This is a genomic window from Enterococcus sp. AZ194 (assembly GCF_051713825.1).
Classification (GTDB): Bacteria; Bacillota; Bacilli; order Lactobacillales; family Enterococcaceae; genus Enterococcus_K.
On record NZ_JBIOQR010000001.1, the window covers coordinates 3,920,932 to 3,934,295 of the forward strand.

13 protein-coding genes are annotated in these 13,364 nt (G+C 40.8%); all 13 read right to left on the minus strand.

The window, feature by feature from the left end; translation table 11 throughout:
• Nucleotides 1-187: 187 nt before the first annotated feature.
• The gene (locus IGI37_RS18260; RefSeq protein WP_438763478.1) at nucleotides 188-829 is read right to left on the minus strand and encodes a thiamine diphosphokinase; all 642 of its coding nucleotides are present in this window, start codon (nucleotides 827-829) and stop codon (nucleotides 188-190) included.
• A gap of 1 nt (nucleotide 830) precedes the next feature.
• A complete protein-coding gene (gene rpe / locus IGI37_RS18265) occupies nucleotides 831-1,481 on the minus strand; it encodes a ribulose-phosphate 3-epimerase (protein WP_438763479.1) in 651 nt (216 codons plus the stop codon).
• A 12-nt stretch (nucleotides 1,482-1,493) separates the two neighbouring features.
• On the minus strand, nucleotides 1,494-2,372 hold the full coding sequence (gene rsgA / locus IGI37_RS18270) for a ribosome small subunit-dependent GTPase A (RefSeq protein ID WP_438763690.1): 879 nt from the start codon (nucleotides 2,370-2,372) through the stop codon (nucleotides 1,494-1,496).
• A 254-nt stretch (nucleotides 2,373-2,626) separates the two neighbouring features.
• Entirely contained in the window at nucleotides 2,627-4,684 is a 2,058-nt protein-coding gene (gene pknB / locus IGI37_RS18275) for a Stk1 family PASTA domain-containing Ser/Thr kinase (protein ID WP_438763480.1), read from the minus strand.
• Nucleotides 4,660-5,421, minus strand: coding sequence for a Stp1/IreP family PP2C-type Ser/Thr phosphatase (locus IGI37_RS18280; RefSeq protein WP_438763481.1), 762 nt, complete (start codon nucleotides 5,419-5,421; stop codon nucleotides 4,660-4,662). Before IGI37_RS18280 ends, pknB begins: the two co-directional genes overlap by 25 nt.
• A gap of 13 nt (nucleotides 5,422-5,434) precedes the next feature.
• Complete coding sequence (rsmB, locus tag IGI37_RS18285) at nucleotides 5,435-6,799, minus strand: 16S rRNA (cytosine(967)-C(5))-methyltransferase RsmB (RefSeq protein WP_438763482.1); 1,365 nt, start codon at nucleotides 6,797-6,799, stop codon at nucleotides 5,435-5,437.
• Nucleotides 6,799-7,743 carry a methionyl-tRNA formyltransferase gene (gene fmt / locus IGI37_RS18290; protein ID WP_438763483.1) on the minus strand — a complete coding sequence of 315 codons (945 nt, stop codon included), beginning with the start codon at nucleotides 7,741-7,743 and terminating at the stop codon, nucleotides 6,799-6,801. The genes rsmB and fmt overlap by 1 nt, the downstream gene beginning before the upstream one ends.
• Nucleotides 7,736-8,227: a peptide deformylase gene (gene def, locus IGI37_RS18295; protein ID WP_438763484.1), complete on the minus strand. Its 492-nt coding sequence runs from the start codon at nucleotides 8,225-8,227 to the stop codon at nucleotides 7,736-7,738. The genes fmt and def overlap by 8 nt, the downstream gene beginning before the upstream one ends.
• A 14-nt stretch (nucleotides 8,228-8,241) precedes the next feature.
• Nucleotides 8,242-10,656: a primosomal protein N' gene (gene priA / locus IGI37_RS18300; RefSeq protein ID WP_438763691.1), complete on the minus strand. Its 2,415-nt coding sequence runs from the start codon at nucleotides 10,654-10,656 to the stop codon at nucleotides 8,242-8,244.
• 171 nt (nucleotides 10,657-10,827) lie between these two features.
• Nucleotides 10,828-11,133 carry a DNA-directed RNA polymerase subunit omega gene (gene rpoZ / locus IGI37_RS18305; RefSeq protein WP_438763486.1) on the minus strand — a complete coding sequence of 102 codons (306 nt, stop codon included), beginning with the start codon at nucleotides 11,131-11,133 and terminating at the stop codon, nucleotides 10,828-10,830.
• Nucleotides 11,134-11,137: 4 nt separating this feature from the next.
• Nucleotides 11,138-11,752, minus strand: coding sequence for a guanylate kinase (gmk, locus tag IGI37_RS18310; protein ID WP_438763487.1), 615 nt, complete (start codon nucleotides 11,750-11,752; stop codon nucleotides 11,138-11,140).
• Nucleotides 11,753-12,116: 364 nt separating this feature from the next.
• Complete coding sequence (locus IGI37_RS18315) at nucleotides 12,117-12,401, minus strand: hypothetical protein (RefSeq protein WP_438763488.1); 285 nt, start codon at nucleotides 12,399-12,401, stop codon at nucleotides 12,117-12,119.
• A gap of 75 nt (nucleotides 12,402-12,476) precedes the next feature.
• The gene (locus IGI37_RS18320; RefSeq protein ID WP_438763489.1) at nucleotides 12,477-13,361 is read right to left on the minus strand and encodes a YicC/YloC family endoribonuclease; all 885 of its coding nucleotides are present in this window, start codon (nucleotides 13,359-13,361) and stop codon (nucleotides 12,477-12,479) included.
• Nucleotides 13,362-13,364: the final 3 nt, after the last annotated feature.

A 13,364-nucleotide genomic window follows, 5' to 3' on the forward strand; every position in this document is an offset into this window, starting at 1 on the left:
ATCTAACATCACCGTGTTATTCACAAGGTTGTGGATAAACTCTTTTATATTTTATAAATATACTTGTCCACAAGTGGATAAGTTTGTCATGAATTCCTCATTATCCACAGCTGAATAACTAGACATGACAAAAGTAAAAAAAGTCACAGCCCTTTTCGTTTCATCTCGAAAAGGGTCTGTGACTTGCTTATTTATCTTTACTTTGGATGACGGCAAGGATTCCTTCAGAAAACGAAAAGCTAGCCGTTTCCGTCACAAATTCATTACTTGCATATGAAAAGGGTCGCAACACATCCACTTGATTAAGTAGATACTTACTTTCAAACAACGAAAGGTTTGCCACTGGAGTCAGACAACAATAGGCCAAATACTTCATCTCAGGCTCTTTATAAATCCGATAATCACCTGGTGTAAAATAGCGCAAACTATTTTGGCTATCTCTCAACACAAAACGATCCAGAAACGGCGCAAACCGGGGTTCTAAACCCAGCCACAAATTGGACAGTAGATGATCTAAACGCCCACCAGTTGCACCAATTAAAGTCACTTTTGCTTGAGGGAATTTTTCAAAAACATGTTGTAAAGCAAGCTGAGTATCCGTATCATCTTTTTCGGGTTGTGCTTCCAAAACTTCCCCCGCTTGTTGGATGACGGCTCGTTTTTCTTTGGGACTTAACGAATCAAAATCCCCCACCGCAAGATTTAATGGATAACCTCTTTGGAGCAAAAATAAACCACCGCGGTCCACTCCAACAAAATAGTCGAATACAGAAGAGTTGATCTCAGGCCACGTCTCTGGTGCCGCTCCAGCAACAACTAAAATATTCATTCTATTGTAACGCCTCTTTTAATAAAGCCATACGTTCACTTGGATCTTCTGCAGAATAGACATAAGACCCCGCAACAAAGACGTCTGTTCCCGCTTCTTTACACAGTTTCGCCGTTTCAGGCACAATGCCCCCATCTACTTCAATTTCATAGGTATACCCATGTTCTTTACGAAGGGCGTCTAATTCAGCAATTTTCACAACACATTCCTCGATGAAGCTTTGACCACCAAAGCCTGGATTTACCGTCATGACAAGCACTTGATCCACCATGGAAAGGACGTGTTGAATCGCTGAAACAGGTGTCCCAGGATTAATTACTACGCCTGATTTCACGCCGTGTGCTTGAATCATTTGAATGGCCCGATGAATGTGAGCTGTTGCTTCCACATGAACCATGATAACGTCTGATCCAGCTTTAGCAAAATCGTCAATATAGTTTTCTGGATTGGTAATCATTAAATGAACATCCAATGGTAATTTAGTGACTGGACGTAGAGCAGCTACCACACCTGCTCCTATGGTAATATTCGGTACAAATTGCCCATCCATTACATCAACATGGATATAATCTGCTCCTGCTTTCTCAACTAATTGGACGTCTCTTTCTAGATTTGCAAAATCTGCGCTTAAAATTGATGGTGCGATTTTCATGTATATTGCCTCCTATTTTTTCTTTTTATAGATGGGTCGTTTATTTTCGATTTCTTCTAAAAATTGTTTATAGTTATCATATCTTGATTGCGCAATTTCCTTGGTTTCAACACGCCGTTTCACTTCACAAGAGGGTTCTTTATCGTGCATACACTCGCGGAACTTGCACAACGCTGCTGCTTCCACAAATTCAGGAAATTCTTTTGGCAAATCAACTGCTTGAATTTCCAAAAAGTCAATCGCACTAAATCCTGGGGTATCAGCAACAAGTCCCTCATAAATCGGTAATAGCTCCACATGTCTTGTCGTATGCTTTCCGCGGCCTAACGAATCAGATATTTCAGCAGTCTCCAAATCCAAGTGCGGTGCAATACGGTTCAATAGTGTTGATTTTCCAGCTCCCGATTGCCCCATGAAGACCGATAATTTTTGTGGAAATTGTTGCTCTAGCTCGACAATTCCCTGGTCTTCTTTTGGAATAATCACCGTATAACCAATTGCCTCATAGACTTGTTTCACTTCATTAATTAAAGGATTTCTCGGGTCCAAATCAGTCTTACTTAGATAGATAATCGGCTCAATCCCTTTATTTTCTAACGTAACTAAAAAACGATCAAGTAAATTATAGGAAAAATTAGGTTCCACCAGACTCGTCACGACCACACCTTGATCGACATTCGCTACGGGCGGTCGAACCAGTTCATTTTCTCGAGGTAAAATCTCCAATAGATAACCATCTGTCAGATTACTACTCTCAAAAATGACCTCATCACCCACTAAAGGAGTAATCTTTCGGTTACGAAAATTTCCACGTGCGCGTGTTTGGTAGGTCTGACCTTCTGAATAAATATAATAAAACCCACTCAACGCTTTTCTTATTTGTCCTTTAATAAAAAGGCACCTCCTACGGTAATCTCGTTTGTTTTATTCTAACACACTCTATTTCAAGATGGGAAAATTTACTAAGTTTGTTTGAATAAAAAGGGCAAATGGATGTGTTTATGGTACTTCTCCTCCCATTATTTATCGATGTTTATGGAGGTTAGACAGAAACTTAGGATTGCGTCCCAGTCTCCACACTTTCACAAAAAAAGTGTAGAGTTTCGGTTTCCCGAGTCCCTACACTTTTTATTCGCCGATCTTGCTTAATCCTTTTTGTCTGCGGGGTCATTATTTCCGGTTTGATCCCCACTGTCTGTTGTATTCCCTTTATCTGTTTGATTGCCTGTATTTTTATTATCATTTGGTTGATTTTCTGCCGGTTTGTTCTCTTCTTTTGTTGGATCTTTTCCTTTAGAATAAATTACTTTAACTGAGCTACCAACTTGAAGAGATTGACCCGCACCGGGTTCTGTTCGAATCACTTTACCTGAATCTACAGAATCACTATACTCTTCTTCCTCGACAATAATCATACCGTTTTTTTCCAAATATTCCTGTGCTTCTGCTTTCGAGTAACCGCTCATGTCATTTAGTGTGATTTTTTCACGTTCTTTACTAACAGTAAAAACCAGTTCTGCTTCTTTGGGAACCACTTCTGTATTCTTATCAAAGTCCTGACTAATAACTAGATTAGGCGCTCCATCACTCTCTTGATATACTACTGTAATTTGACCAGTCGAGATTCCCTTACTAGTCAATTCATCCAGGACACTTTGATAGTTCCAACCAATGTAATCACCTAGTGTTACCGTTTCTTGCCCTTTACTTACGGTAAAGGAAATTGTATCTTTTTCAGGATCAACCTCTGTGCCTTCTTTTGGCTCTTGGCTCATGATTTCACCTTCTGTTGTTTCACTATCATAGGTTTCGGTGATGTCAATACGACTCTCTGAAAAGCCTAACTCTTTTAGCTTAGTGAGGACATCCTTCATTTGCTCTCCTTTATAGTCGCCCATTTTCGGTTTTTGTTTCCCGGAGCTAATATAAAGAGTGATAATCGTACTACCGCCTTCTTTGACCTCACTACCTGCCGCAGGATCTGTTTTTATCACCAAACCAGCTTCGATTTTATCATCTGGCATTTCTTCACTTTTGCTGGAGACTTTTAAATTCTTGGATTCTAACTCAGCAATGGCTTCTGTTTCTGTCATCCCTGAAACGTCAGGAATTTGAATGTCTTTTTCGCTACCACCCATCAGCCAAAGATAAGCCGCTCCACCTAACGCCAATAGAAGAACAATCACGATAGGAATCATCCAACGACGTTTTTTCTTTTTCTTTGGTTCGTCTGTTGTTGGCTCAAACTGCTGTGGCTGTGGCTGCGGTGTCGTGATCGGTTCTTTCACGGCTTCCGACATACTTGTCTCAGACACGGTGGGCAATACCATTGTTTCTCCTAGCATCGCTTCTGGCGTCCAAACCGGTTCATTCAAGCGTTCAGGTGATAGAACGGTTGCTATATCCTGACTCATCTCTTCAGCTGTCTTGTACCGATCAGCTGTATCTTTGGCCGTCGCCTTTAAAATGACATTTTCGATAGATTGCGGTGCATTTCTGTCATAGTTTTTGATAGAGGGCAGCTCGCTTTGAAAATGTTTTAAAGCAATCGTAACTGCAGATTCTCCATCAAATGGCACGTTGCCCGTCATTAATTCATAGAGAATAATCCCTAAGGCATAAATATCGGACTGTTTGGTTGCCATACTCCCACGAGCCTGTTCAGGTGAAAGATAGTGAACCGAACCAAGCATCGTATTTGTTTGTGTAATTGATGTTTCTGAAAGAGCGATAGCAATCCCAAAGTCAGTGATTTTTACCGTGCCTTCTTCATTCATTAAAATATTTTGTGGTTTCAAGTCCCTGTGAATAATTCGATGCTCATGCGCAAGTGAAATAGCAGATAAAATTTGTTGCATAATATCCACAATCGTTGCGTAGGGAATCGGATAATGAGTTTGAATGTATCTTTTCAGATCCATGCCCTTGACATATTCCATCACCAAATATTGCATGCCATCTTCTTCACCAACATCATAGACGCTGACAATATTTGTATGGACTAACTCAGTTGCCGCCAGTGCTTCTCTTTGGAAACGACGAATTGCTGCCGTATCATTTTGAAAGTCAAAACGCAGAACCTTGACTGCGACATCCCGGTCTAAAATTAAATCATGTGCAAGGAAGACATTTGCCATACCGCCGCTACCGATGTTGCCAATAATTTTGTAACGGCCGTTTAGCTTTCGCCCAATTTCAAGCATGAATCTTCCTCCTCACATTGTATGATTAATACAGTGATATTATCTGCGCCACCTGCATCGTTGGCCTTTTCAATCAGTTGGTCGACCTTATCTTTAAGGCTAACTGAGCTGTGAATGATTGCCAAAATTTCCTCTTCTGAGACCATATTTGTTAAACCATCTGAGCAGACCAAAACAAAATCTTCACCTAACCATTCTTGGTTTGTGACGTCCACTTCCAAGATTCCTGGCATGCCGACTGAACGAGTTAGAACGTTCTTTCGTGGATGATTGGCTGCCATCTCTTTACTGATTTCACCAGACTTCACCAACTCGTTAACTAACGAATGATCCTCAGTCAATTGTAGAATCTTTCCATTGCGAATTAAATACGCACGACTATCTCCAACATTAGCAATCACAAAATTATGCTCGAAAATGGCCACTGCAACGACGGTTGTTCCCATCCCATTATACTCTGGCATCGATTGACCTTTTTCGTAAATCCGTTCATTTTCTAGTTGTAGCTGTTGGATAAACCATTGTGCCGCCTTTTCCTCATCAAGAATGTCTGCCTCTTCCCAAGCTGTTCCCAAATCGTTTACCGCCATTTGACTTGCAACGTCTCCGGCTAAATGGCCACCCATCCCGTCAGCCAAAATCGCTAATTGAATGCCTTGCTTGTTTTTAAAAAGATTGGCATAATCTTGATTGGAATTTCTTCGTCTTCCCACATCTGATTGAAAATAAATGTTCATTTTGTTCACCTCACTACTTTTTACGTAAGCAACAGATAAAGAATCCATCAGTCATAAACTGCTGTGGATACAATGTCAATTGTTGTTCTGACACAGCTTCGTTCATCTGCGGATTAACAGTTACGTCCATTTTTTCAAATTCTGGATGAGCCGCTAAAAACTGCTCAACCACCTCTTGATTTTCTTCTTTTGTAATCGTGCACGTACTATAAGTCATTATACCCGAATGTTTTAGTGTTGGGGCAGCACTTTCTAAAATTTCCAACTGAATTTTTTGTAATTGTAAAAAATCTTCAGGTTTTTTATGGTATTTAATATCTGGTTTTCTGCGCATCAGACCTAATCCTGAACAAGGAGCATCCACCAAAATACGGTCAAATGTTTCTGGTTCAAAGTTTTCGTGAATCGTTCTGGCATCCATTTTTTTCGCCTGAACAGCCTCTTCTACTCGCAATCGGCGCGCGTTATCTTGAATTAGCTTCACTTTGTGGTCATGAATATCTAAAGCCGTAACTTCCCCACCAAATGTTGGATCAAGGAAAGTAGCGATATGTGTTGTTTTCCCTCCAGGTGCTGCACACGCATCTAGCACTTTGTGGTGTTTTTGAATTTGCATGGTTGGTGCGACCAACATCGAACTTTCATCTTGGATAGTCATCAATCCATACTGGAATAACCGGCTATTTGCTAGATAGCCTTTCTCAGCAACAATCCCATAAGGCGAAACGAAACTTTCTCTGGCAAAAATCCCTTCCTCTTCTTCTAAGGTCGCAATCACTTCAGCCCGTTCGACCATGCGCGTATCAACACGGGCGCTAACATGACTCACTTCAAACAGAGACAACCCTAGCTTGCGGGTCTCTTCCATCCCTAATTGCTCAACAAGTGTTTTCGTTAGCCAGACCGGCATACTGATTTCTACTGATAATTGCTCAAGAGGATTTTTAATTGTCGAAATGCTTGGCAATCCTTCTCGTTGAACCGAACGAAGAACGCCGTTTACAAATTTACCAATACCGACGTTGCCACGGTTTTTCCCAATCTCAACGGCCTCATTTAAAACGGCATGAGCCGGAACTTTGTCTAAAAATTCCAATTGATAAAGAGACAGACATAATAATGTAACGACCCAATCATCTACTTTTTTGGCTTTTTTTATAAACGGTTGTAAATAAAACTCAAGTAATAACCGCCGACTGATGGTGCCATACACTAACTCGGTATAGAGGCGACCATCCTTCTCGCTAAGTTTTGCCTTAGACATCATGTCATTAAGTAGTAGATTAGAGTAAGCTCCGCCCTTGTTTACTCGTTCAAGTGTTTCTAGTGCCACAAATCGCACTGATTTTTTTATTTTTGCTGGAATTTTTTTCCCCATTAGTTCACCCGCTGTCCACTAGTCACTGATTGGCCGACGCCGTTTAAAAAGGCTTGAATTTCTTGTTTTGCTTTACCGGCTGGCTGCAGTGCTTTGATTGCTAGGACGCTGTGTTTGCCACAAGCAATCCAAAGTTCTTTTTTACTCTTATAGATGATGGTTCCTGGTTGTTCGTCTGTCGTTTCTTCTTCCAATGGCGCAGTCTCCCAGATTTTCCAACGAGCCCCTTCGTAAGTAGTAAACGCAATCGGCCACGGACGCATCCCACGCACTTGATTATCCACTTCAACAGCCGTTTTTTCCCAATCAATGGCTTCTTCTTCACGAGAAATATTTGGCGAAAAAGTCACTTCCTCTTCTTTTTGAGGAACAGGGATCAATTCTCCTGAAAGAATCTTAGGTAATGTTGCCAGTAATAGGTCTTTTCCTAACAAACTAAGTTTATCAAACATCGTCCCGACATCATCATTTTTGGTAATCGGGACCTTCGCTTGAGAGAAAATCCCCCCTGCATCCATTTTCTTGATCATTTCCATAATCGTCACGCCCGCTTCTGTTTCCCCTTTAATAATGGCATAGTGAACAGGAGCACCCCCACGATATTTCGGTAAAAGTGACGCATGAACATTGATAGCCCCGTGTTTAGGCACTTGCAATAATTTTTCAGGTAAAAACTGCCCAAACGCGGCTGTTACAATAATATCTGGTGCTAACTCGCGAATTTTCTCCATTTCAGGAGAGCCTGATATTTTTTCTGGCTGCAATACCAATAAATTATTAGCTAATGCCGCTTCTTTTACTGGTGTCGCGGTAATTACTTTTTTACGCCCCACTGGACGGTCTGGCTGGGTCACTACTGCTTGAATCTCATAACCAGCCTCTATCAGTCCTTCTAAAATAGGCACCGAAAATGCAGGTGTCCCCATAAAAACAATTTTAGTCATCTTGATGTTCCTCCATATAATTTTCTAGTTGATCAGCAGGAATTTTTTCAATGATTTTATCAATGAATAGCTGCCCATCTAAATGATCAATCTCATGTTGGAATGCGCGAGCTAAATAATCATACGCAATAACCTCAATTTCCTCGCCCTCACGATCAAAATAACGAACTGTAATTTCATCCGCTCGCTCAACCGTTCCGTAAGTCTCCGGGATACTCAAACAGCCTTCGACGTCAATACTCGAACCTTTTTTATCAATAATCTCAGGATTAATCAGCTCAAACAAATCCCCCTCATCCACTTCAACTAAAGCAATCCGTAGATTTTTTCCAACTTGAGGAGCGGCAATCCCGATACCATCGTGAGCCACCATCGTTTCATACAGGTTATCTAACAGCGTGATAATTTCATCCGTGATTGTTGTGACGGGAGCCATCTTTTTTGTTAAAAATTCATTTGGGTAAATAATAATTGGGTAGCGCATCAAAGCTTCCTTTCTTAAATAAAATGCATCGGTTCACTATCGATAGACAGCAGTAGCCCTTGTCTTTGCGCTACTTGGCTATCGTTTAATAATTTAGTTAAGGCCTCTTGTAACTTTGGTTCTTTTTTGTATTTAATAATCACTTGGTAATAATAGCGATTCTTCACACGCAAAATAGCACTTGGCGTAGGTCCCAGCAATAAACTTGTGTCACTAAGCACTTCTTTTAGCTCTTTGGTGACCGCAAAAATCTTTTGGGCTGCCGCTTGTTCTTCTGGATGGCTCGCAGTAATTTTTACCGTGAAATAATACGGTGGATAATCACTTCGATGACGGACACTCATTTCTTGACGATAGAAGTCTTCATAGTTTTGCGTTTTTGCTAGCTGAATCGCGTAATGCTCCGGATTAAACGTCTGGATAATGACCTCGCCTGCTTTATGTGCTCGACCTGCTCGGCCACTGACCTGCGTTAACAACTGGAAGGTGCGCTCACTAGAACGGAAGTCAGGTAAATTAAGCGCCGTATCTGCATTTAGCACGCCAACCAACGTCACATCTGGAAAATCTAACCCTTTGGCAATCATTTGCGTTCCTAATAAGATATCCGCCTTCTTCTCTCCGAAGGTCGTTAAAATCTTTTCGTGTGCCCCTTTTCTTCGAGTCGTATCCACGTCCATTCTTAAAATACGCGCATCAGGGAACAGTTCTTGTAGCTCTTCTTCGACTTTTTGTGTTCCAGTCCCATAGTAGCGAATTTTATCCTTCCCACAATCAGGACAACGATAAGGAATCCCCTCCTCATGCCCACAGTAGTGACAACGCATCGTTTTGGTGTCCATATGTAAAGTTAAAGAAATATCACAATTAGGACAAGGTAAGACAAAACCGCAATCCCGGCACATGACAAATGAAGAGTAACCTCGTCGATTAAGCATTAAAACCGTCTGTTCATTGGCTTCTAAACGCTGACGGATTTTTTCTTGTAGGGACAAAGAGAAGGAGGTTGTATTCTGTTTCTTAAATTCATCTCTCATGTCTATCACATCAACAAGCGGTAAAGAAGCTTGTGGGTTCGCTCTTTTTGAGAGAGTCAACAGCTGATAGACACCCTTTTGCGCACGCGAGCGTGACTCAAGTGAAGGCGTCGCACTCCCCAAAACAACAGGACAATGGTGATAATTCGCTCGCCACAAAGCCAAATCTCTCGCATGGTAACGAGGGGCTTCATCTTGTTTGTACGTGGTCTCATGCTCTTCATCAATAATGATGACACCTAGGTTTTGTAGGGGCGCAAAAATTGCTGAACGTGCGCCCACAACAACCTGTGCCTCTTCACGCTCGATTTTACGCCATTCGTCATATTTTTCACCTGTCGATAACCCACTATGCAAAACGGCAACAGCTTCCCCAAAACGACCTTTAAATCGGTCCACCATCTGCGGCGTCAGCGCAATCTCTGGGACAAGCATAATCGCGGTTTTATTCATTTGTAAGACTTCTGAAATTGTCTGTAAATAAACCTCTGTCTTTCCGCTTCCCGTAATTCCTTCTAATAAAAAAGGTGTGCTTTTACCTTCATTCACTGCTGTTACCAGTGTCTCTACTGCAAATTGTTGCTCTGGATTCAACTGATGAGCTTGCGTTTTCTCAAAGATTCGGTCACTAAAAGGATCGCGGTATTGCTCAACTTCCACAAAAGAAAGCCAGCCGCGCTCTTTTCCTTGGTTTAATACCGTTGTACTCAAGCCTAGCTCTTTCAACTGACTAACAGGCATTAAATCGTCCTGATTCATCAATTGTTCGAGAAGTTGTAGTTGTTTTTTGGCATTTTTTGATACAGCAGATTGCTCTTCTTGATAGCCGCTTTTTGAAAGCTCGGGTTTAACCATACGAATCGTTTTTACTTTGTTTTTTGTTTTCACTTCATAACGAATATCCACGACTTGTTCTTGTCGAAGCTGCATTAACTTAGGCAACAAGCCGCTTTCTTCTGCCTCACTCCAAGAGATTTCCTCTTTTTCGTGAAAATAAAGCGTCTTAGCCTCATGATTTTCTTGTTTCAAAAAGATATATTTCTCATACTCCGCTTTCATTACGCTAGGAAGCATGGTCTGTAAACACATAATCTTAAAGGCAAATGTTTTTTCCTTCATATAATCAGCCATCGCCAAAAGCTCACCGTTTAATACCGGAGATAAATCTAACACTCGAACAATGCTTTTTAACGGGATGTCTGGATTAGGCAACAAGTTTTCAATCACCGCTGTGACAAACCCTTGCACATGTCGATTGCCATTGCCAAAAGGAACCTCCACACGCATTCCTTTCTGTAAAGAAGGTTGAAGTGCTTGCGGAATAAAGTATGTAAACGGCTGATCCGTTTGCATCGTTGGTACATCAACAATTACCTCAGCATATTTATTCATCACTTGTTTTCCTCCTTTTCGCTTCTCGACTATTGTACTAAAGAAGTCTTGATTTGTCTTGTTGCTTCGCTGTTTCTAAACAAAAATTAAGAGACTTCCCTACATTACTAGGCAAATAAAAAAGCCGAGACAGTTCACTTTCCCTTGTCTTCGGCTTTTCATTTTTTACGCTTATAAGTTTTGTTCGTCACGAATACGTGCTTCTAATTCACGTTGTTCACGCTCACGTTGCGCTTTCTTTTCTTCTGATTCCATTTTTAAACGCTCGCGTTTTAATTCTGGGTTTGGATCGTTAACAACTGTTCCACCATCGATTTCTTCTAAGGCTTGTCCAACACTCTTCACAGATTCAAAGTTCTCCATCGTTGCTTGAGATCCTGCATCCAATTCGTGTGCGCGTTTACTTGCTAGAATCACAAGAGAATATTTCGAATTTACTTGGTTTAATAATGAGTCAATTGACGGTTTTAACATCATGAGCCTACATCTCCTTTAACATCTTAATGTATTTTCCAATTACACGGTTCACTCGAAAGTGTTCGCTCGTAATAATTTCTTTGATTCGTTGAACGGCCAACGGAACTTGGTCGTTTACTACAGCATAATCGTATAACGCCATCAGCTCAATCTCATCACGGGCAACCTTCATTCGTTGCTCGATGACTTCTTCAGCGTCTGTGCCGCGTCCAACAATTCGCGATTTAAGTTCAGCTAAGTCCGGTGGGGTTAAAAAGATAAACACACCGTCTGGCACTTTTTCTTTGACCTGCTGCGCTCCTTGAACTTCAATTTCTAAAAAGACGTCTTTTCCTTCATCTAAGGTTTTATTGACGTATGACAGGGGTGTACCATAATAATTTCCAACATATTCTGCATATTCCAACATTTCACCAGCTTCAATCATCGCTTCAAACTCTTCTCTCGTTCGAAAATAATAATCGACGCCTTCTACTTCACCTTCTCGCATCTTACGAGTGGTCATTGAAATGGAGTATTGAAAGTCATTGTCTTCACTCTCAAAAATAGCTTTTCTTACGGTTCCCTTACCTACCCCGGAAGGGCCGGATAACACAATTAATAATCCACGTTCTGTCATAATGACGTCCTTTCCCTTGTCTTTTTCGCTTAACGTCTATTCTGCACTTTTTTTCTGTAATTTTCAAGGCTTTCTTTATTATAGCGAGATTTTCTCTAAAAAGCTAGTTATGCTAGAAGCTCTCGCCATTTTCTAACTTTCAACCGACTAATCTTCAAAAAAGTTCTTCAAACAAGTTGGCAAAAAAAAGACAGCCGTCAACCCTTCACGCGCCTAACTTCCCTACAGTTTAGACTTCTTACGCCAAATAAAAAGAAACACTCAAAAACATTCTCTTTTTCTGCCTCATTTAAAGCCAGCCTCCGAAAAAATCTCAAGCATCTCTTTTTCATTACTCTTTCAACACATAATCCTTCATTTTGTTCTAGAAGCCCATGTTAGAGAGGGTATTCACTACCCCCATAATTTCATCCTGACGAGAAACTAATTTCTCAACTGGCCCTTCAACCTCTTTGGCATCAATTCGAACGATGTACTGCCGTTTTAAGGTCACGTAAGTTCCTTCGTTAACTAATAATAAGATCTCTTCTTCAGTATAAGAAACACAGGCATCTTTCCAAACCTCAAAGCCGCTTGCTGAAGAAGGGACTGAACGTTTCACGACATTTTTTCCGCTCAACTCATGAAAAGTGATATCATAATATTTCATTCTTCTCGCCCCTTTATTCGTTTCTTCTAGTATACCGTTTCTTGGCCGTTTTCAAAAATGAAACCCATTCAAGACTTATTCTATATTTTGAACTTGTTCACGAATTTTCTCTAAAACCGTCTTCATCTGAACCACCAAATTCTTGATCTCAATCGGACTTGATTTAGAGCCTATTGTATTGACTTCTCGGTTCATTTCTTGGATCAGAAAATCCAGCTCTCGTCCAACTGGTTCTGTCTGTTGAAGCAGCATTCCTAGTTTTTCTAAATGAATCATCAAACGATCAATCTCTTCATGGATATCGCCCCGTTCAAGCAATAGAACCATTTCTGTCAACAAACGAGATTCATCAAGCGTCTCTCCTAAATAATCTTTCAATTTTGTTTCAAATTTTTCACGGTAATCCGTTTCATACACGGCCACAAACCCGTTGAGCTCTTCTACCAATTTAGAAAAATCTTGTCGATAATTTTCTAAAACGGTTTGAATCATTTGACCCTCTTGAATCCGACTTTGCTCAATCGAATGCAACGATGCGACCAACGTCTCTTTCACCAATAATTCAAGAAGAGAATCCTCTTTGGTCTCTTCTTGAATCTCTACATACTCCTCGTTGCCAATAATCTGTTGCAGTAGTCCATCAATAGAAAGCGTGGTTTGGTTATACCGTTCGCTAACACCACTTTGAAGCTTTTGAATTAATTGATCAATCAAATCCCAACGAACAACCACTTCTTTTGCCCCACCATTTTTAGCGGTTAGTTTGAAAAACAACTCCACACGTCCGCGTTGAAGCGTCTCTTTTATTCTTGTACGCATCATAGATTCATAGACATTCAATTCTCTTGGCATCCGCAATTGAATATCCAAATAACGATGGTTGACACTTTTTATCTCGACATCTAACTGAAACCACTCATTTTCTTTGATACATTTTCCAAAACCAGTCATGCTTTTCATTGA